Raw genomic sequence first — 19,049 nt, forward strand, 5'->3', positions numbered from 1 at the left:
TGGAAAATACATTTCTGAGAATATTAAAAATGCAAAAAGGCGACCCGTAGGTCGCCTTTATCTCAGAATCGATCATCTTATAAAAGATTAACGACGCTGTTTTGTCAGTTCGATAACTCGTAACTGAGCAATGGCTTTAGCCAGTTCACCGGCCGCTTGTGCGAAGTCTATGTCGCCATGCTGATTTTGGATATTCTCCACAGCCTTGCGCTTAGCTTCTTCCGCCTTTGCTGCGTCTAGTTCTTCACCACGGATAGCTGTATCAGCCAGTACAGTCGCTGTACCAGGTTGAACTTCTACCATACCACCAGAAACATAAATGATTTCTTCGTGGCCGTGCTGCTTAACAATACGCACCATACCAGGCTTGATAGCGGTCAGCAGTGGAGTGTGACCATGGAAAATACCAAGTTCACCCTCACTACCGGTCACCTGAAACGTCTCAACAAGACCAGAGAAAAGTTGTTTCTCTGCACTTACAACGTCTAGGTGAAAGGTTATTGCTGCCATATCGCCTCCTAGTTAGCCTTATAGCTTCTTAGCATTCTCAATAGCTTCGTCAATTGCACCACAGTACATGAACGCTTGCTCTGGAATGTCATCGTATTCACCAGATAGAAGACCTTGGAAGCCACGTAGAGTCTCTTTAAGAGGTACGTAAACGCCTGGGTCACCTGTAAATACTTCCGCTACGTGGTAAGGCTGAGTTAGGAACTTCTCAATCTTACGAGCACGAGATACAACTTGCTTATCTTCTTCAGATAGCTCGTCCATACCTAGGATAGCAATGATATCTTTCAGCTCTTTATAGCGCTGAAGAGTAGACTGAACGCCACGAGCGATGTCGTAGTGCTCTTGTCCAACTACCAATGGATCCAGTTGACGTGAAGTAGAATCTAGCGGGTCGATCGCTGGGTATAGACCCATAGATGCGATGTTACGGTTAAGTACAACCGTTGCATCCAAGTGAGCGAACGTTGTTGCTGGAGACGGGTCAGTCAAGTCATCCGCTGGTACGTATACCGCCTGTACAGACGTGATAGAACCAGATTTAGTTGACGTGATACGCTCTTGTAGAACACCCATTTCTTCAGCTAGCGTAGGTTGGTAACCTACCGCAGAAGGCATACGACCTAGAAGTGCTGATACTTCAGTACCTGCTAGTGTGTAACGGTAGATGTTATCAACGAACAGTAGAACGTCACGACCTTCGTCACGGAAACGCTCTGCCATTGTTAGACCAGTCAGTGCAACACGTAGACGGTTACCTGGTGGCTCGTTCATCTGACCGTAAACCATCGCTACTTTTGATTCTTCAGGTTTTTCAACGTTTACAACGCCAGCTTCCTGCATCTCAAAGTAGAAATCGTTACCTTCACGAGTACGCTCACCTACACCTGCGAATACAGATAGGCCTGAGTGTTGAAGTGCGATGTTGTTGATAAGTTCCATCATGTTAACGGTCTTACCTACACCAGCACCACCGAATAGACCGATTTTACCACCCTTAGCGAATGGACAAATCAAGTCGATTACTTTAACACCAGTTTCTAGAAGAGCTGTCTCGTTAGACTGCTCTTCGTAGCTTGGAGCTTCACGGTGAATTGCGTAATGCTCTTCAGCACCGATTTCACCACACTCATCAATCGCGTCACCTAGGACGTTCATGATACGACCCAATGTCTTAGTACCTACTGGTACTGAGATTGGAGCGCCAGTATTTTCAACTGTCAAACCACGACGTAAACCATCAGAGCTACCCATTACGATTGCGCGAACTACGCCACCGCCAAGTTGTTGCTGAACTTCAAGAACTAGACGTTCTTGTACTTCATTAACATTCAGAGCGTCGTATACACGAGGTACTTCACCCTGTGGGAACTCTACGTCGACTACCGCACCGATGATCTGTACGATCTTACCTGTAGCCATCGTTAATCCTCTAACTATTTAGTTTTACCTAAGCTTAAACCGCAGCTGCGCCTGAAACGATCTCAGAAAGTTCTTGTGTAATCGCCGCTTGACGCGCTTTGTTGTACACAAGTTCTAAGTCATCAATAATGTCACCAGCGTTATCTGTTGCTGATTTCATAGCAATCATTCGAGCCGCTTGCTCACAAGCAAGGTTCTCGACCACACCTTGATATACTTGAGATTCGACGTAGCGAACCAGTAGTGCATCTAGTAGTGGTTTTGGCTCAGGCTCATAAATGTAGTCCCAAGCATGATCGCGTTTCATGTCTTCGCTGTCTGATTTAGGCAAAGGAAGTAATTGATCGATCGTTGGTTCTTGTACCATAGTGTTTTCAAACTTGTTGAACACTACGAACAGGCGATCTAATTCGCCTTCATCATATTTCTTCAGCATAACGCTTACAGAGCCAATCAAATCTTCAAGGCTTGGGCGATCGCCCAGACCAGAAACTTGAGCTGCTACTTTCGCGCCGCTGTTGTTGAAAAATGCTGTTGCTTTAGAACCTACAATTGCAAGCTCTACATCAGCACCTTTCTCAGACCAATCTTTCATGTCGTTCATGGCTTTCTTGAACAAGTTAATGTTCAAACCACCACAAAGGCCACGGTCTGTAGAAACGATGATGTAACCAACACGTTTGGCTTCACGTTCCTCAAGATAAGGATGCTTATACTCGAGGCTACCATTAGCCAAATGACCGATCACTTTACGCATTGTTTCTGCATATGGACGAGTAGCTTCCATTGCGTCTTGAGAACGACGCATTTTTGAAGCTGCTACCATTTCCATTGCTTTCGTAATCTTCTGTGTGCTTTTAACACTACCGATTTTATTACGTATCTCTTTTGCGCCGGCCATCGTTACTCTCCGTTAATGGTATGAGGTGGCCCTAAGACCACCCACCAATTACCAGGTCTGGGTTGCCTTGAAATCGTCAACAAGCTTCTTCAGCTCAGCTTCGATTTCTTTATTGAAAGCACCCGTTGTGTCGATCTGTGTTGCTAGATCGGCATATTGACCACGAGCAAACGACAGTAAAGCAGCTTCAAAGTCTAGAACTTTAGAAAGTTCAACGTCTTGAAGGTATCCACGCTCTGCAGCGAAGATTACTAGAGCTTGGTCAAATACAGACATAGGAGCGTATTGCTTCTGCTTCATCAGTTCTGTAACTTTTTGACCGTGGTCTAGCTGCTTCTTAGTCGCTTCATCAAGATCCGATGAGAACTGTGCAAATGCTGCAAGTTCACGGTATTGAGCTAGTGCAGTACGGATACCGCCAGATAGCTTCTTGATGATTTTAGTCTGCGCCGAACCACCTACACGAGAAACTGAGATACCTGGGTCAACAGCTGGACGTACGCCCGCGTTGAATAGCTCAGTTTGTAGGAAGATCTGACCATCAGTAATCGAGATTACGTTCGTTGGTACGAATGCAGATACGTCACCAGCTTGCGTTTCGATGATAGGAAGAGCAGTTAAAGAACCAGTCTTGCCTTTCACTTCGCCGTTAGTGAACTTCTCTACGTATACTTCGCTTACACGAGCAGCACGCTCTAGTAGACGAGAGTGAAGGTAGAAAACATCACCTGGGAACGCTTCACGACCTGGTGGACGCTTAAGTAGTAGCGAGATTTGACGGTAAGCTACAGCTTGCTTAGATAGATCATCATAAACAATCAGTGCATCTTCACCGCGATCACGGAAGTATTCACCCATCGCACAACCTGCGTATGGCGCTAGGTATTGTAGCGCTGCAGATTCAGAAGCCGATGCAACAACAACAACAGTGTTTGCTAGTGCGCCGTGCTCTTCTAGTTTGCGAACTACGTTAGCAATAGTCGACGCTTTTTGGCCGATAGCTACGTAGATAGAGAAAATACCAGAATCTTTTTGGTTAATAATCGCATCGATCGCCATTGCTGTTTTACCAGTCTGACGGTCACCGATTACTAGTTCACGTTGACCACGACCGATAGGGATCATTGAGTCAACTGACTTGTAACCAGTTTGAACAGGTTGATCTACCGATTTACGGTCGATTACACCTGGTGCGATAATTTCTACAGGCGAAGTTAGTTTCGCTTCGATAGGACCTTTACCATCAATTGGCTCACCTAGCGTGTTTACAACACGACCAAGCATTTCTGGACCTACTGGTACTTCTAGAATACGACCAGTACCTGTAACTTTCATGCCTTCCTGTAGGTCAGCATATGGGCCCATTACAACAGCACCAACCGAATCACGGTTCAAGTTAAGTGCTAGCGCGTAACGGCCACCCGGTAGTTCAATCATTTCACCTTGCATCACGTCCGCTAGGCCGTGAATGCTAAGGATGCCATCGCTTACCGAAACGATAGTACCTTCATTGCGAGCTTCACTAACAACGTCGAAAGATTCAATACGTTGTTTAATTAGATCGCTAATTTCAGTGGAATTAAGTTGCATGCTCCAATCCCCATTAAGACTGCAATGCATCGCTCAGGCGGTCTAAACGACTGCGCGCTGAGTTATCGATGACTAGGTCTCCGGCTCGAATAATAACTCCACTAAGTAGAGTCTCATCTATACTGCAATTCAGCTGAACTTTGCGCGCTAGGCGCTGTTCCAATTTGCTGCTGATATCTGCGCGTTGTTCTTCAGAAAGTTCAACCGCTGAAGTCACTTCAACGTCGATCTCTTTCTCATACTCTTTTTTGAGTATAAAGAACTCTTTGCAAACATCAGGAAAAGCCATTAATCGGCCATTCTCTGCCATCACTTTAATTAAGTTCTGACCGAATTCATCAAATTGTTCGCCACAAATTACAATGAATACTTCAGCTAATTTTTCAGCAGTCATAGAACCGCTTAATAAATTATGAACATCATCATTTTGTGCCACTTCGGCAGCAAAAGTAAGCATCTGACCCCATTGGTCGAGCTCACCTTTATCTACCGCAAAGTCAAACGCTGCTTTAGCATAGGGGCGTGCGATTGTAGTCAAATCAGACATATACAGCCCCTTGCTTTAAAGTTTTGCAGTAATGTTGTTAAGAAGATCATCGTGTACATCTTTATCGATAGTACGTTCAAGGATTTTCTCAGCACCAGCTATAGCCAGAGTTGCGACTTGTTTGCGCAGGTCATCACGGGCACGTGTGCGCTCAGCTTCAATTTCTGCTTCAGCTTGCGCTAAGATCTTCTGGCGTTCTGCCTGAGCCTCTTCGCGAGCTTCATCAATAATTTGAGCTTTACGTTTGTTTGCCTGTTCAATAACCTCAGTTGCAGTGCGCTTTGCTTCTTTCATTTGCTCAGAAGCGTTGGCTTGTGCCAGGTTCAAGTCTTTAGCAGCGCGTTCAGCGGCTACTAGACCGTCAGCAATTTTCTTCTGACGCTCTTCAATTGCTTGCATAATTGGTGGCCATACATATTTCATGCAGAACCAAACAAAAAGTGAAAAAGCAATTGCTTGACCTAACAGAGTTGCGTTCATATTCACAACAGCTACCCCTCGTTAAGAATCAACTACAAAAATTTAATTAACTATTGAGAGTTAATTAGCCTGCTAGTTGACCAACAAATGGGTTAGCAAACGTGAATAGTAGTGCGATTACGATACCGATCATTGGAACAGCATCCAGTAGACCAGCGATGATGAACATCTTAACTTGTAGCATTGGAGCCATTTCAGGTTGACGCGCAGCGCCTTCTAGGAATTTACCACCAAGAATAGCAAAACCAATTGCAGTACCTACGGCACAAAGACCAACAATAATAGCAACAGCGATTGCTGAAAAACTTAGTACAGTTTCCATTTACGTTCTCCGATTAACATTAATAGTTAGAATAAAGCTTAAAAATTTTTTTAGTGATCACTATCTTCATGAGCCATTGATAAGTAAACGATTGTCAACATCATGAAAACAAACGCTTGAATCAAAATAACCAAGATATGGAAGATAGCCCAAGGTAGTGCACCTACCCATTGTAAGTACCACGGTAGCATTGCCGCGATAAGAATAAACACCACCTCACCCGCAAACATATTACCAAATAAACGCATACCTAGAGATAGTGGCTTCGCTAATAACGAAATTACCTCAAGTACCAAGTTAAATGGAATCATGATTGGGTGATTAAATGGATGCAGTGCCAATTCTTTAGCAAATCCGCCTAGGCCTTTTACTTTGATGCTGTAGTAGATCATCAGAGCAAAAACACCCAAAGCCATTGCCATGGTTATATTTACATCAGCTGTAGGAACCACTTTCAAGTAAGGGATACCTAGCCAATGCTCTGCGGGATATGGTAAGAAATCGATAGGCACTAAGTCCATCAAGTTCATTAAGATAATCCAGCAGAATATAGTCAGTGCTAGTGGGGCAATCAGAGGGTTGCGGCCATGGAAAGTTTCTTTAACGTTGTCGCCAACGAATTCCACTACCATTTCAACAAAACACTGAAGCTTACCAGGTACACCTACTGTTGCTTTCTTAGCGACTGAGCGAAAAACCCAAAGGAATAACATCCCTGTCAACACCGAAAAAAACAGACTGTCTATATGTACGTTCCAGAAACTTGTCTCCTCTACAAGACCAAACTTAGCTAAAGAAAGGTTTTGTAAGTGGTGCTCAATGTATCCGGATGCTGTTGGCGCAGCCATAACTCATCCTATTTTTTATTGTTAATGAAAAGCACTGGCGCAAAGATATTAATACCTAGAACCAGTAAATAGGTCAGTTTGAGGGGAACTAATTCCACCTGCATATACATGTAGACAATAGAGAATAGTAGAACTGTGATAAGGATTTTTAGCGCTTCGCCTGCATAGAACGACGCCGCAACTAACTTAGTTGCGCGAGCTCCACAAAATAGGAAAGCACACACACAAAAAACTACATTCGCGATGACAAAAATACCGCCACCGATTAATGCAGCAAAACCCCAATCAGGATTAACAGCTAAACCCAACCCTATCGCCACTAATATAACCGCGCTAAGCTCGATCAATAACATTTGCTTTGCAAGCACTCGTCCTGGTCTTGCTAACGCCGCTACCATGTATTCGTTCCTCTTTTAAGCCTTCTTTACTACTCGCTTAAAAGCGTGCTGAGAAATTGGCGAAAATTATACGTTCAGCCAAATTGATTGCAATAACAATGCAGCAATCATTTACATTTTTGTATACAAACCTACAACTTTTGTACGAAATTACTTGTTTATTACATAATTGACCTAAATCAATTATCTCATTTAGTACTCTAGTTTAGCAATAAGTTGCTCTAATTTGTGAGGCTCATCAAGAGTAATTGTCACTTTTGACTTACCGCTAACAGAACGAGTAACTGAAACGTTTGCTTGCAATTTTTCCGTGAGTCTTCGTGAAAGTTCGATAGCTTCTGTATCTTCAGGCTTCGATTCAGGTTCAACGTCTGGTTTTAAGCACTTTTTGACAAGTTGCTCTGTTTGACGCACGGTCATTTTTTTGGTTGCCGCTGTGTTTGCTGCTTCAACCTGGGTATCACCCTCTAGCGCAAGCAGTGCTCGAGCATGCCCCATTTCCAGTTGTTTATTGGAAACTAAACCTTTTACTTCATTTTCGAGCTGATTTAGACGTAATAAGTTACTGACCGTTGCTCTCGATTTACCGATCACATCAGCGACTTGTTGATGCGTCAGTTCAAATTCGTTCTGTAGACGCTCTAGTGCTTGTGATTCTTCGATAACATTCAGGTCTTCACGCTGAATATTCTCGATCAATGCCATCGCAATCGCGGCTTTGTCTTCCACTCGCTTGATCAGACATGGCACTTGTTTTAGGCCTGCTTGACGAGCTGCTCTCCAACGACGTTCACCAGCGATGATCTCAAACTGGTCGTGCGCTAAAGGACGTACTACGATTGGCTGAATAATGCCTTGAGACTGGATTGACGCTGCTAGTTCTTCTAGCGCTTCAGGCGCAATATCCTTACGCGGTTGATAAACACCTGGCTTCAAGCAACCAACAGCCAATTCTGTTAGCTCTCCATCAGCAGACAACGCCTGACTATGAGAAGCAACTTGCTGTTTTTCACGAGCCAACGAGCTAGTTGCAAGCAATGCATCTAGCCCCTTTCCTAAACCACGCTTAGACATTGAGCGAATTCCTTTGGTTAGACCTATACTGGGACTTCTTCACGACGCAACATTTCGCCTGCCAGAGCAAGATATGCTTTAGCACCTGCGGAATATTTGTCGTAGTACATTGCTGGCTTGCCATGACTTGGCGCTTCTGCCAGACGCACATTTCTAGGGATCACAGTTCGGTAGACTTTGCTACCGAAGTGTTTTTTGAGTTGATCAGATACTTCGTTCGATAAGCGGTTTCGAGGATCATACATAGTACGCAGAAGACCTTCGATCTTCAGGTTCTCGTTAACAACCGCAGCGAGCTTACTGATGGTATCCATCAACGCAGTCAAACCTTCCAGAGCAAAGTATTCACATTGCATTGGAACTAACACGGAGTCGGCCGCAGCCATCGCGTTAATTGTAAGAAGATTTAGAGAAGGTGGGCAATCAATAAAGATGAAATCATAATTATCGCGAATGGATGCCAGTGCATTCTTAAGGCGAACTTCGCGAGCAAAGACTTCCATCAGCTTGATTTCTGCCGCAGTAACATCACCGTTAGCGGCGATGAGGTCGTAATTGCCAGACGTACTTCGACAAACTACCTCATCAAATGGGGTGTCTTCAACCAACAAATCGTAAGCAGTTGCTTCAACTTGATATTTGTCGACACCGCTCGCCATAGTGGCATTACCTTGGGGATCGAGGTCAACAACCAATATCTTGCGTTTTGTCGCCGCCATTGATGCTGCTAAATTAATGCAAGTTGTTGTTTTTCCTACGCCGCCCTTCTGGTTGGCAATTGCTACGATTCTACCCACTATGGCCTCGCTGATTATCCCTGACGCGATAAAGTTACTAGATGACGCTCTCCATCAAGCTCTGGTACTTGCAAAGCTTTAATGTCTGTCACTGAACACCATTCAGGTAACAGGTCGATTTCGTCTCTAGGATGTTGTCCCTTAAGAGCCAAAAATACACCGGATTGCTCTTTAGGTAAATGGTGACACCACTCTACCATGTCTGTCATTGATGCAAATGCACGACTGAGCACTGCATCAAACTTTTCTTCAGGTTGAAACTCTTCAACACGACTTTGAACCGGCACAACGTTGTCGATACCCAGCTCATGAATCACCTGTTTGATAAAACGAATACGCTTACCCAGGCTATCTAGCAAGTAAAACTCGCAGTCAGGATTCATGATTGAGAGCGGAATCCCAGGAAGACCAGGGCCAGTGCCAACGTCAATAAAGCGCTTACCTTGTAAGTGAGTGCTAACAATGATGCTATCTAAGATATGTTTCACCATCATTTCTAGTGGATCACGAACCGACGTTAGGTTGTACGCTTTGTTCCACTTATTGAGCAACTCAACGTAGCCTACCAATTGGCCACGTTGTTTTTCAGATACTTCTAATTCAGTCTGGCCAATCAGGTGATCCAGTTTCTCGCGTAATGCGCTCATTATGCTTCCTCACCTTTTTTTAATAGGCCATGCTTTTTCAGGTAAACCAACAAAATTGAGATTGCTGCAGGTGTGATACCTGAAATACGAGAAGCAATACCAATAGAGTCTGGCTTAGTGGTTGTCAGTTTTAGAACCACTTCGTTAGAAAGCCCCTTCACCTTGCTGTAATCGATATCAGCAGGCAGTTTGGTGTTTTCATGACGCAGTGATTTTTCGATTTCATCTTGTTGGCGCTGAATGTAGCCTTCGTACTTCACTTGGATCTCAACTTGCTCAGACGCTTGTTGATCTTCCAATGCTGGGCCAAAACGATCCAATGCCGTGAGCTGTGAATAAGTCATTTCAGGACGACGAAGAAGATCTTCACCACTCGCTTCGCGAGACATTGGTGTTTTTAGGATCTGGTTTAATGCACCGATGTCTTCAGACTTTGGATTAATCCAAGTTTCTTTCAGACGTTGACGCTCCTTCTCCATGTTGTCCATTTTTTCGTTGAAACGTGCCCAACGCGCATCGTCAACAAGGCCAAGTTCACGAGACTTCTCAGTCAATCGGATATCAGCGTTATCTTCGCGAAGCAACAAACGGTATTCCGCACGAGACGTAAACATACGGTAAGGTTCTTTAGTGCCCATCGTTGATAGGTCATCAATAAGAACGCCCATGTAAGCTTGGTCACGACGTGGGCTCCAGCCTTCTTTGCCTTGTGTAAACAAACTCGCATTCAGACCGGCCATTAAGCCTTGTGCTGCCGCTTCTTCGTAACCCGTTGTACCGTTGATCTGGCCAGCAAAGAACAGACCCTTGATAAACTTGGTTTCGTAAGTCAGCTTAAGATCGCGAGGGTCAAAGAAATCGTACTCAATCGCATAGCCTGGGCGAACGATATGAGCATTTTCAAAGCCCTTCATAGAGCGAACGATTTGAACCTGTACATCAAACGGCAGACTGGTTGAGATACCGTTCGGGTATAGCTCATGTGTCGTTAGACCTTCAGGCTCAATAAAGATTTGGTGGCTGTTCTTGTCAGCAAAACGCATCACTTTGTCTTCAATCGAAGGACAGTAACGAGGGCCAATACCTTCAATCACACCCGCGTACATTGGGCTGCGATCAAGATTGGCACGAATAACGTCGTGTGTATTCTCGTTGGTATGCGTGATGTAACACGGGATTTGACGAGGCTGTTGCGCTCGGTTACCCATGAACGAGAAAACAGGGGTTGGGTTATCACCGTGCTGAACTTCAAGCTCAGAAAAATCAACGCTACGTGCATCGATACGTGGCGGTGTACCTGTTTTCAGGCGATCAACTCGGAATGGAAGATCACGAAGACGGTCAGCCAGTGCGATCGATGGTGGATCACCCGCACGACCACCAGAAGAGCTCTCCATACCAATATGGATCTTTCCGCCTAGGAATGTGCCTACAGTCAATACCACAGCATCTGCGCGGAACTTAAGGCCCATCTGTGTCACCACACCCACCACTTGATCTTGTTCAACGATCAAATCATCAACCGACTGTTGGAATAAAGTCAGGTTTGGTGTGTTTTCAAGAACGTTACGAACAAACGCTTTGTAAAGCGCGCGGTCAGCTTGTGCACGAGTTGCACGAACCGCAGGGCCTTTTGATGCGTTCAATGTTCTGAACTGAATACCTGCATGATCAATAGCTTGCGCCATTAATCCACCCATTGCATCGACCTCTTTTACCAAGTGGCCCTTACCGATCCCGCCAATGGCTGGGTTACAAGACATTTGTCCTAATGTATCGATATTATGAGTAAGTAATAACGTACTTTGACCAGTACGTGCAGATGCGAGTGCGGCTTCCGTTCCTGCATGGCCACCACCAACAACGATGACGTCAAATTTTTCGTGATAAAGCATGAACCGACCTCAGGTATTCAAACGTTTTCTAGACTGATAAAAAGGAGCGATATTCTACCTGTTTTCATAGCCTGAGAAAACGTTTTTGGAATTTTTCGAGAAAGCTGTTTTTAATTAATATAGATAAGATCTTTAAGGAGATCTTTTATTAGATCTATTATTAGGATCGAGGTGGTCTGTGGATAAGTCGAAAATGATCAACGAGATCATGGATCTTTTTTGGATCAAATGATGTGATCTAACTTTGATCAGGATGAGGATTAGCTGGGATCAAAATGGCTACTTATTCACAGGGGGAAATTGGCTTAAAACTTGTTATTTGGATAACTATAGGTTAATCACCGTATATGTATGATCTTATCCACAACGAAAATCGAAAATAAATCGCTTATATTCGATATTTTTGAAAAAAAGTTATTCACAATCACGATATTCGGAGCCAAAAAAAGCGGCATAAGCCGCTTCTGGGAAGAAAAGAGAGGTTAAAACTGGTCGCTATGATCGTTAAACCATTCTTCTGCAGCATCTTCAGGTACCGGAGTTTCTAATACATCGATGGTAAAACAAGCTGAAATCGGTTTTGCACCGAGGTTTTCCAGTTGGCTGTGGACGGATTTCCCGGCCAAACAGAAGGTATCGTAGCTTGAATCGCCAAGCGCCACGACAGCAAAGCGAACTTGGTTTAAGTCTGGAGACTGTTGGGTTAATGCGTCGATAAAAGGCTTAATATTGTCTGGAAACTCACCCGCACCATGAGTTGAAGTCACCAATAACCAAAAGCCCTGTTGTGGAATATTATCGTACTCAGGCTGATTATGTAGGGTGATCTCATGACCTTGTTCTTCAAGAAGATCATTAAGGTGATCGCCAACGTATTCGGCGCCGCCTAGGGTGCTGCCTGTAATAATGTGGATCATTAAACTGTCCTTACTAAAGAAAAAGGCCAGCATTAGCTGGCCTTTAAAGGTTATTTACCGATACAGAAAGAAGAGAAGATACGACCTAAAAGATCGTCTGAGCTGAACTCACCCGTGATCTCATTAAGGTGCTGTTGAGTGATACGAAGCTCTTCCGCTAAGATCTCTCCAGCCATATAGCCTTCAAGTTGTTGTTGGCCAATATCCAGGTGCTCAGAGGCGCGTTCTAGGGCGTCTAAGTGGCGACGACGCGCCATAAATCCACCTTCATGACCACCAGCAAAGCCCATGCAATCCTTAAGGTGGCTGCGCAGAGCATCAACACCTTGGCCTGTTTTCGCAGATAGGCGGATTAGGGTTGGATCGTTCACATGGCAAATGCCCAGCTCTTCACTGGTTTGATCCGCTTTATTACGAATTACCGTCATACCGATGTTATTTGGTAAACGATCAACGAAATCTGGCCAGATATCTTTCGGGTCAGTTGCGTCTGTTGTCGTGCCATCCACCATAAATAAAACTCGGTCAGCCTGAGCAATTTCTTCCCAAGCGCGTTCAATACCGATTTTTTCGACTTCGTCAGACGCATCACGTAGGCCTGCGGTATCGATAATGTGCAGTGGCATACCGTCAATATGGATGTGCTCACGCAGTACATCACGTGTAGTACCGGCAATGTCGGTCACAATCGCTGACTCTTTGCCAGACAGTGCATTCAATAGGCTCGATTTCCCCGCATTTGGGCGACCAGCAATTACCACCTTCATACCTTCGCGCATGATGGCACCTTGGTTGGCTTCTTGGCGCACGGCTTCCAGGTTGTCGATGATAGCCTGTAAGTCAGCACTTACTTTACCGTCAGCTAGGAAATCAATTTCTTCTTCTGGGAAGTCGATAGCCGCTTCAACATAGATTCGTAGGTGAATCAGTGAATCGACCAACGTGTTAATGCGCTTAGAGAACTCACCTTGTAGTGACTGAAGCGCTGATTTTGCCGCTTCTTCTGAACTTGCATCAATCAAGTCAGCAATCGCTTCAGCTTGGGTTAAATCCATTTTGTCGTTCAAGAAGGCACGCTCTGAGAACTCGCCTGGACGCGCAGCACGTACGCCTGAGATGGTTAGGATGCGCTTGATGAGCATGTCCATAACCACTGGGCCGCCGTGGCCTTGCAGCTCTAACACGTCTTCGCCAGTGAACGAATGTGGGTTAGGGAAGTAAAGCGCGATACCTTGGTCGAGCTCGATGCCATCGGCCGATTTAAAAGGCAGGTACTCAGCGTAGCGAGGCTTAAGTGTTTTTCCTGTTACTTCTAGGGCAACCTGAGTCGCCAATGGGCCGGAAACGCGGATAATACCGACGCCACCACGGCCGGGCGCGGTCGCTTGAGCAACAATCGTATCTGTAGTCATAGGTGTGCCTGCTAGCATGTGAAAGCCAAAAAGGGGCGTTCACGATTAATCAATTAGCTGAATTGTAATCAGCTAAAAACAAAAAGGCGACCTTTTGGTCGCCTTTCTTTATCTCTTTCTATTATCGAACTTACTTAGAATGTAAGCCTTTCTTTTCCAGCGCGCGGTAGATAAGCGTTTGCTGAATCAGAGTTACGATGTTCGATACTAGCCAGTATAGAACCAGACCTGAAGGGAAGAACAGGAAGAAGAATGTGAACATAACCGGCATAAAGGTCATGATCTTCTGCTGCATTGGATCCGTTACAGTTGTCGGGCTCATCTTCTGGATTAGGAACATTGAAGCACCCATCAGAAGTGGCAAGATGTAGTATGGGTCTTGTGCTGAAAGGTCAGTAATCCAACCGAAGAACGGTGAGTGACGCAGTTCAACAGACTCCATTAGTGCCCAGTATAGCGAAATGAAGATAGGCATTTGCAGAAGGATAGGTAAACAACCACCTAGTGGGTTTACTTTCTCTTTCTTGTAAAGCTCCATCATTTCTTGGCTCATGCGTTGACGGTCATCGCCAATACGCTCACGCATTGCAGTCAGCTTAGGCTGAAGCATACGCATTTTCGCCATAGACGTGTACTGAGCTTTCGTTAGTGGGTACATAGCGCCACGAACGATAAACGTTAGACAGATGATCGCTAGACCCCAGTTCACAACGATGCCTTGAATGAACGAAAGCAGAGTATGAAGAGGTTTAGCAATGAACCATAACCAACCGTAGTCAACTACTAGATCTAGGTTAGGTGCAGTCTCAGCCATTTGGTCTTGAAGTTTTGGACCAACCCAAAGCGTTGCTTTGAAGCTCGCTTCGTCACCGTTAGCGATGGTTTTGTTCGGCATACGAACACCGATGTCGCCAAGGTTACCGATTACACGAGTGTAAAGGTTGCTGCCCGCTTCGTCGCGTGGGATCCAAGCACTTGCAAAGTAGTGCTGAATCATCGCTGCCCAACCTTGACCGTTTGCTAGGTTAAGAGACAGGTTACGATCTTGCATGTCGTCGAAGCTGTATTTTTTGTAACGCGTATCTTCCGTAGAGTAAGCACCACCACGGTAAGTTGGCATTGTTAGGCTACCGCCGTCATCCATAACGTTTTGACGTAGGTGAGCGTACATGCCGAATGTCGCGTTGTTACCAGAGTTGTTGATTACATCGTATTCAACGTCAATCGCGTAGCTGCCGCGCTTAAGTACGAATGTTTTTGTGTAATCAAGGCCGTTCGCTTGGTAAGTCATTGGGATGCGTAGTTCATCTTGACCTTCAGCTAGCTTGAAGCTGTCTGCTGAAACCGTGTAGCTAGGGCGGTTAGTGCTGCTTAAATCGATACCTTGAGGACCAACTAGACCGCTTTGAGCGATAAATTGGTGACCTGGTTCGTTTTTAAGAAGAACAAAAGTATCTTCTGAATCGAACTCAGCAGAGTAATCATTTAGGTTTGCTTTAACGACATCACCACCAACCGTATCAATTGACAGAGTCAGTACATCAGTTGTTACTGTGATAGTTTTTGCAGAAGCAACTTGACCAGGAGCTGGGTCTAGATCATCTGCATAAGATGGCGCTGGTAGGGTGCTGCCAGATTGTGCCTGCTCAACCGCTTGTGGTGCTGGGTTCTTAGCTACGTTCCATTGTTGGAAAAGTAGGAAAGAAACCAATGCCAATGCGATTAACAGGATATTACGTTGAGAATCCATCGTTATTTATCTCTGTCTTGTTTTTGGACTGGTGGAACGGGGTCAAAGCCCCCTTCGTTCAAAGGATGGCATTTTAATAGACGTTTGCCTGATAACCAACACCCTTTTACAAAACCGTGAGCTTTCAACGCTTCTATCGCATATAAAGAGCAGGTTGGAGTAAATCGGCAGCGTGGGCCGATGAGTGGACTAATAAACCATCTATAAAAATAGATGGGTATTAGCGCTATCCACGCGAAGGGCGAGACAGGCGAAGCCATAATTTGTCGAGTAGCTTGAACATTTCTTCATTGCTTAAATCTTGCGCGCTCTTCTTAGCGATTACAACAAAATCTTTGTTAGGAAGTTTGTGTTGAGTGTTACGAAAGCTTTCACGAGTAAGACGCTTGAATCGGTTACGACCAACTGCGGTTTTAATCTGCTTTTTCGGAACGGCTAATCCAAGGCGAGGATTTGAAAGAGAGTTATTTCGAGCAATGATGGTGAAATGAGGAGAGCCAGCTCGATGAGCTTGCTTGAAGACATTTTGATAATGTTCGGGAGTTAACAAGCGTAACTCCCGACCGAAGGCTAGCTTATTCAAAATAATCAAAGATTACTTAGAAAGACGCTTACGGCCTTTTGCACGACGTGCATTGATTGTTGCGCGACCGTTCTTAGTAGCCATGCGAGCACGGAAACCGTGAGTACGCTTACGCTTTAGAACTGTAGGTTGAAAAGTGCGTTTCATTTGTAATTACCTTACTGATCAGTAGTTTTAGGTTTTTGTTAAACCCGGCGTGGGCATTTTTTCTCTTCTTTATATAAGAAAGGAAAACCGACGCCTCTCAACAAAGAGGCGGAATTGTAATCACTGTCACAAAAAGTGTCAATGATTGGGTTAACTAAAATTCCGGTCGGGGGATTATACGTAGATTAACTAAAATCACAAGGATCCTTAGTCGATCCCAACCTTATTTAAGAATTTTTTTAATTTAGGATCCTGTGGATTACCAAAAATATCCTGTGGAGATCCCTGCTCGACAATATGACCGTCAGCCATGAAGATCACTCGGTCTGCGACTTCTCTAGCGAATTGCATTTCATGGGTAACCACCAGCATGGTTTGATGCTGATTTGCTAACTTTTTCATTAAGTTAAGCACTTCGCCAACCCACTCAGGATCAAGCGCTGATGTCGGCTCATCAAACAACAAAAGTTCAGGTTGTAGTGCCATTGCACGGCCAATTCCAACGCGTTGCTGTTGACCACCTGAGAGTGCTGCTGGGTAGCTATCGGCTTTGTCACCTAAACCAATATCATCGAGTATTTGTTGTGCTTTTTCATGAGCTTGCTGCTTCTTCCAGCCACGAACGGTAATTAAACCTTCGGCAATATTCTGTCTCGCGGTTTGGTGAGCGAATAGGGCATAGTTCTGGAACACAAAACCGGTCTTACGACGCAGTGCAAGCACCTCTGCTTTGGTGTGTTTCTGAGCATCGACATTAATATCATCAATCGAAATGGTGCCTTGATCGGCTTGCTCTAGAAAGTTCACACAACGCAGTAAGGTAGATTTACCAGTACCACTTGAACCTATGATGACAATTATCTCACCTTGCTTGATTTCTAGGTCGATCCCTTTCAAAACTTCGGTGTCACCAAACTGCTTGTGGATATTTTGTAATTTGATCATCGTACGTACGCCTTATTCAGTTTCACTTCGGCCCAAATTTGAATACGAGTGAGGATAACCACCACGCCCCAGTAAATCAGCGCGACCGCTAAGAAAGCCTCGAAGAAGCGGAAACTTGAAGAGGCTTCCATCTGGGCCTTAGCCATGATTTCGGCTACGCCTAAGGTGAATGCAAGCGAAGTCGATTTAATCATATCGATGAAGTAGTTCATCAGTGATGGCAGTGCCACGCGAGTTGCTTGCGGCAAGATCACTCGGCGCATTGCTTGGCTGGTCGTCATACCTACTGAAAGGCTGGCTTCCATCTGGCTGCGATCAATACCAATAATCGCCGCACGAATACTTTCAGCCATGTACGCGGCAAAGTGCAAGGTTAAACCAATCACAGCAGCGCTGAAGGCGTCTAAGCCCACCATCCACGGGAATACTTGTGGTAAACCGTAATAAAGGAGGAATAGCTGTACCAGCAGTGGCGTGCCTCGGAAGAAGCTAATATACAATTGACTTAGCTGGTCGAGTACTGGGATTTTGAATACACGAATGTTCGCCAGTATCAGAGACAAGATCAGAGCAAAGAACAAGCCCCAGATCGCCATCTCCATGGTGGTGCCCAGATACTTCAGCAGTATCGGCAACAGCTCTAGCATGTAATTAAAGTCAAATCCCATAATCTATCTCGTATTTTTATTGGAAGTGTTGTTATCTTTCGAAGTACGGTTATATCAGGCTTTTTAATCGGTGACACAAAAGCAAAAAGCCCACCGCTGTGTAAAGCAGTGGGCCTTCAATGGGGAAAGTGAGTAATTACTTCTGAGTAATGTCCGCACCAAACCATTTCTGAGAGATACTTTCTAGCGTACCATCTGCGCGCATTGCTGCTAATGCTTCATTTACTTCTGCTTGCAGTTTTTTACCGTTGTCGTTGTCAACGAAAGGCCAAGCGTTTTCAATTGTTTCGAATGGCTGGCCTGCTAGTTGTAATGGTAGACCAGTCTTCTTGATAAGCTCTAGTGCTGATAGGCGATCCATTACGAATGCATCTGCACGGCCTAGTGCTACATCATGTTCAATACCTGTATCGTAGGTCTTCACATTGATCTTGCCGTCTTTGTCGTAGCTGCGAAGCAGCTGTTCAAAGTTTGAGCCTAGGTTTACCGCAACTGTCTTGCCATCTAGGTCTTCGATGCCTTTGATGCTGTCATTACCTTTACGAACGGTAATCTGTGCGCCGTCTACTACGTATGGGTCTGCGAATAGGTATTTCGCTTTACGTGCATCCGTCATAGTAATTTGGTTTGAAATGGTATCGATTCGACCCGTTTCAAGAAGACCGAACAGACCAGAAAAGTTTGCCGTTACGTACTCAACCTTGTAGTCGTTACGCTTACCGATCTCATCCCATAAATCCACTTCAAAACCTTGTAGTTGGTCTTGTTTAACGAAAGTAAACGGGAAGTAGCGACCAGACATGCCGACTTTAACTTCAGTCGCGGCTTGAACAGTAGCAGCAGAGAGTGCGATAGCCGCAATTGCAGCCTTAATCCAGTTATTCATTTGGTAACTCCTTATATTTATAGGATTGGATGTTACTGGGAAAATGCACAATAGAATAAATAACCAGATGTTATTAACCATAACCAGATCGCATTCCTGATTTGGGGATAACTAGCAAGGATCCGGGCATAAGTGGATCGTTATGTGAGTAAATTAGGGGCAAGATGTGTGGATCCACCGATTAATTACAAATTTATTGTGAATAACTTGGATCTTATTCACTGGATCTGTGATCAATTGCTGGTGATCTGACTTATCAACAGGTAAAATTAGCAGTCATTTCATATTACTTAAATAGAGTGGGGGCACC

At 44.8% G+C, this 19,049-nt stretch carries 22 protein-coding genes; all 22 read right to left on the reverse strand.

Annotated elements, in window-relative coordinates; genetic code table 11:
• Positions 1–87: 87 nt before the first annotated feature.
• The 22 genes from OCV12_RS16110 to OCV12_RS16215 all read right to left on the reverse strand — a co-directional run bounded on the left by OCV12_RS16110 (position 88) and on the right by OCV12_RS16215 (position 18,739).
• Positions 88–510 carry a F0F1 ATP synthase subunit epsilon gene (locus tag OCV12_RS16110; RefSeq protein WP_017107532.1) on the reverse strand — a complete coding sequence of 141 codons (423 nt, stop codon included), beginning with the start codon at positions 508–510 and terminating at the stop codon, positions 88–90.
• A gap of 18 nt (positions 511–528) precedes the next feature.
• Complete coding sequence (gene atpD / locus OCV12_RS16115; RefSeq protein ID WP_019825544.1) at positions 529–1,932, reverse strand: F0F1 ATP synthase subunit beta; 1,404 nt, start codon at positions 1,930–1,932, stop codon at positions 529–531.
• 34 nt (positions 1,933–1,966) lie between these two features.
• On the reverse strand, positions 1,967–2,833 hold the full coding sequence (gene atpG / locus OCV12_RS16120) for a F0F1 ATP synthase subunit gamma (RefSeq protein ID WP_017058793.1): 867 nt from the start codon (positions 2,831–2,833) through the stop codon (positions 1,967–1,969).
• A gap of 48 nt (positions 2,834–2,881) precedes the next feature.
• Positions 2,882–4,423 carry a F0F1 ATP synthase subunit alpha gene (gene atpA, locus OCV12_RS16125; protein WP_017632647.1) on the reverse strand — a complete coding sequence of 514 codons (1,542 nt, stop codon included), beginning with the start codon at positions 4,421–4,423 and terminating at the stop codon, positions 2,882–2,884.
• Between the two features lie 13 nt (positions 4,424–4,436).
• Complete coding sequence (atpH, locus tag OCV12_RS16130; protein ID WP_017632648.1) at positions 4,437–4,970, reverse strand: F0F1 ATP synthase subunit delta; 534 nt, start codon at positions 4,968–4,970, stop codon at positions 4,437–4,439.
• A 15-nt stretch (positions 4,971–4,985) separates the two neighbouring features.
• On the reverse strand, positions 4,986–5,456 hold the full coding sequence (gene atpF, locus OCV12_RS16135; protein ID WP_128644429.1) for a F0F1 ATP synthase subunit B: 471 nt from the start codon (positions 5,454–5,456) through the stop codon (positions 4,986–4,988).
• A 58-nt stretch (positions 5,457–5,514) separates the two neighbouring features.
• Positions 5,515–5,772 carry a F0F1 ATP synthase subunit C gene (gene atpE, locus OCV12_RS16140; protein WP_004411110.1) on the reverse strand — a complete coding sequence of 86 codons (258 nt, stop codon included), beginning with the start codon at positions 5,770–5,772 and terminating at the stop codon, positions 5,515–5,517.
• A 50-nt stretch (positions 5,773–5,822) separates the two neighbouring features.
• A complete protein-coding gene (atpB, locus tag OCV12_RS16145) occupies positions 5,823–6,620 on the reverse strand; it encodes a F0F1 ATP synthase subunit A (protein ID WP_017632650.1) in 798 nt (265 codons plus the stop codon).
• Positions 6,621–6,628: 8 nt separating this feature from the next.
• Entirely contained in the window at positions 6,629–7,018 is a 390-nt protein-coding gene (locus OCV12_RS16150; protein WP_017632651.1) for a F0F1 ATP synthase subunit I, read from the reverse strand.
• 192 nt (positions 7,019–7,210) lie between these two features.
• Positions 7,211–8,092, reverse strand: coding sequence for a ParB/RepB/Spo0J family partition protein (locus OCV12_RS16155; RefSeq protein WP_017632652.1), 882 nt, complete (start codon positions 8,090–8,092; stop codon positions 7,211–7,213).
• Between the two features lie 23 nt (positions 8,093–8,115).
• Complete coding sequence (locus tag OCV12_RS16160) at positions 8,116–8,889, reverse strand: ParA family protein (RefSeq protein ID WP_026084427.1); 774 nt, start codon at positions 8,887–8,889, stop codon at positions 8,116–8,118.
• Positions 8,890–8,903: 14 nt separating this feature from the next.
• Positions 8,904–9,536: a 16S rRNA (guanine(527)-N(7))-methyltransferase RsmG gene (gene rsmG / locus OCV12_RS16165; RefSeq protein WP_076654327.1), complete on the reverse strand. Its 633-nt coding sequence runs from the start codon at positions 9,534–9,536 to the stop codon at positions 8,904–8,906.
• Positions 9,536–11,431 carry a tRNA uridine-5-carboxymethylaminomethyl(34) synthesis enzyme MnmG gene (gene mnmG, locus OCV12_RS16170; RefSeq protein ID WP_261885054.1) on the reverse strand — a complete coding sequence of 632 codons (1,896 nt, stop codon included), beginning with the start codon at positions 11,429–11,431 and terminating at the stop codon, positions 9,536–9,538. The genes rsmG and mnmG overlap by 1 nt, the downstream gene beginning before the upstream one ends.
• A 482-nt stretch (positions 11,432–11,913) precedes the next feature.
• The gene (mioC, locus tag OCV12_RS16175; RefSeq protein WP_261885055.1) at positions 11,914–12,348 is read right to left on the reverse strand and encodes an FMN-binding protein MioC; all 435 of its coding nucleotides are present in this window, start codon (positions 12,346–12,348) and stop codon (positions 11,914–11,916) included.
• Positions 12,349–12,398: 50 nt separating this feature from the next.
• Positions 12,399–13,760 carry a tRNA uridine-5-carboxymethylaminomethyl(34) synthesis GTPase MnmE gene (mnmE, locus tag OCV12_RS16180; protein WP_176680652.1) on the reverse strand — a complete coding sequence of 454 codons (1,362 nt, stop codon included), beginning with the start codon at positions 13,758–13,760 and terminating at the stop codon, positions 12,399–12,401.
• Positions 13,761–13,890: 130 nt separating this feature from the next.
• Positions 13,891–15,510 (reverse strand): membrane protein insertase YidC, encoded by a 1,620-nt coding sequence (gene yidC / locus OCV12_RS16185; protein ID WP_261885056.1) that lies wholly within the window; start codon positions 15,508–15,510, stop codon positions 13,891–13,893.
• A 2-nt stretch (positions 15,511–15,512) separates the two neighbouring features.
• The gene (gene yidD / locus OCV12_RS16190; protein WP_004735802.1) at positions 15,513–15,770 is read right to left on the reverse strand and encodes a membrane protein insertion efficiency factor YidD; all 258 of its coding nucleotides are present in this window, start codon (positions 15,768–15,770) and stop codon (positions 15,513–15,515) included.
• Positions 15,737–16,060 carry a ribonuclease P protein component gene (rnpA, locus tag OCV12_RS16195; RefSeq protein WP_017055478.1) on the reverse strand — a complete coding sequence of 108 codons (324 nt, stop codon included), beginning with the start codon at positions 16,058–16,060 and terminating at the stop codon, positions 15,737–15,739. The genes yidD and rnpA overlap by 34 nt, the downstream gene beginning before the upstream one ends.
• A gap of 45 nt (positions 16,061–16,105) precedes the next feature.
• Complete coding sequence (gene rpmH / locus OCV12_RS16200) at positions 16,106–16,240, reverse strand: 50S ribosomal protein L34 (protein ID WP_004735800.1); 135 nt, start codon at positions 16,238–16,240, stop codon at positions 16,106–16,108.
• 207 nt (positions 16,241–16,447) lie between these two features.
• Positions 16,448–17,185, reverse strand: a complete 738-nt coding sequence (locus OCV12_RS16205; RefSeq protein ID WP_176680654.1) for an amino acid ABC transporter ATP-binding protein — start codon at positions 17,183–17,185, stop codon at positions 16,448–16,450.
• On the reverse strand, positions 17,182–17,853 hold the full coding sequence (locus tag OCV12_RS16210) for an amino acid ABC transporter permease (protein WP_017632660.1): 672 nt from the start codon (positions 17,851–17,853) through the stop codon (positions 17,182–17,184). Before OCV12_RS16210 ends, OCV12_RS16205 begins: the two co-directional genes overlap by 4 nt.
• A 136-nt stretch (positions 17,854–17,989) precedes the next feature.
• Positions 17,990–18,739 carry an amino acid ABC transporter substrate-binding protein gene (locus OCV12_RS16215; RefSeq protein ID WP_009848135.1) on the reverse strand — a complete coding sequence of 250 codons (750 nt, stop codon included), beginning with the start codon at positions 18,737–18,739 and terminating at the stop codon, positions 17,990–17,992.
• Between the last annotated feature and the right edge of the window lie 310 nt (positions 18,740–19,049).

The organism is Vibrio pomeroyi (assembly GCF_024347595.1).
GTDB classification, from domain to species: Bacteria; Pseudomonadota; Gammaproteobacteria; order Enterobacterales; family Vibrionaceae; genus Vibrio; species Vibrio pomeroyi.

Bases quoted from the DNA above. Each gene is read 5' to 3' on its own strand.
- atpG (WP_017058793.1), bottom strand. From the start codon at position 2,833: ATGGCCGGCGCAAAAGAGATACGTAATAAAATCGGTAGTGTTAAAAGC.
- atpE (WP_004411110.1), bottom strand. From the start codon at position 5,772: ATGGAAACTGTACTAAGTTTTTCAGCAATCGCTGTTGCTATTATTGTT.
- rpmH (WP_004735800.1), bottom strand. From the start codon at position 16,240: ATGAAACGCACTTTTCAACCTACAGTTCTAAAGCGTAAGCGTACTCAC.
- OCV12_RS16205 (WP_176680654.1), bottom strand. From the start codon at position 17,185: ATGATCAAATTACAAAATATCCACAAGCAGTTTGGTGACACCGAAGTT.
- yidC (WP_261885056.1), bottom strand. From the start codon at position 15,510: ATGGATTCTCAACGTAATATCCTGTTAATCGCATTGGCATTGGTTTCT.
- OCV12_RS16155 (WP_017632652.1), bottom strand. From the start codon at position 8,092: ATGTCTAAGCGTGGTTTAGGAAAGGGGCTAGATGCATTGCTTGCAACT.
- mioC (WP_261885055.1), bottom strand. From the start codon at position 12,348: ATGATCCACATTATTACAGGCAGCACCCTAGGCGGCGCCGAATACGTT.
- OCV12_RS16215 (WP_009848135.1), bottom strand. From the start codon at position 18,739: ATGAATAACTGGATTAAGGCTGCAATTGCGGCTATCGCACTCTCTGCT.
- rsmG (WP_076654327.1), bottom strand. From the start codon at position 9,536: ATGAGCGCATTACGCGAGAAACTGGATCACCTGATTGGCCAGACTGAA.
- mnmE (WP_176680652.1), bottom strand. From the start codon at position 13,760: ATGACTACAGATACGATTGTTGCTCAAGCGACCGCGCCCGGCCGTGGT.
- mnmG (WP_261885054.1), bottom strand. From the start codon at position 11,431: ATGCTTTATCACGAAAAATTTGACGTCATCGTTGTTGGTGGTGGCCAT.
- atpA (WP_017632647.1), bottom strand. From the start codon at position 4,423: ATGCAACTTAATTCCACTGAAATTAGCGATCTAATTAAACAACGTATT.
- yidD (WP_004735802.1), bottom strand. From the start codon at position 15,770: ATGGCTTCGCCTGTCTCGCCCTTCGCGTGGATAGCGCTAATACCCATC.
- atpB (WP_017632650.1), bottom strand. From the start codon at position 6,620: ATGGCTGCGCCAACAGCATCCGGATACATTGAGCACCACTTACAAAAC.
- OCV12_RS16210 (WP_017632660.1), bottom strand. From the start codon at position 17,853: ATGGGATTTGACTTTAATTACATGCTAGAGCTGTTGCCGATACTGCTG.
- OCV12_RS16110 (WP_017107532.1), bottom strand. From the start codon at position 510: ATGGCAGCAATAACCTTTCACCTAGACGTTGTAAGTGCAGAGAAACAA.
- atpD (WP_019825544.1), bottom strand. From the start codon at position 1,932: ATGGCTACAGGTAAGATCGTACAGATCATCGGTGCGGTAGTCGACGTA.
- OCV12_RS16150 (WP_017632651.1), bottom strand. From the start codon at position 7,018: ATGGTAGCGGCGTTAGCAAGACCAGGACGAGTGCTTGCAAAGCAAATG.
- atpH (WP_017632648.1), bottom strand. From the start codon at position 4,970: ATGTCTGATTTGACTACAATCGCACGCCCCTATGCTAAAGCAGCGTTT.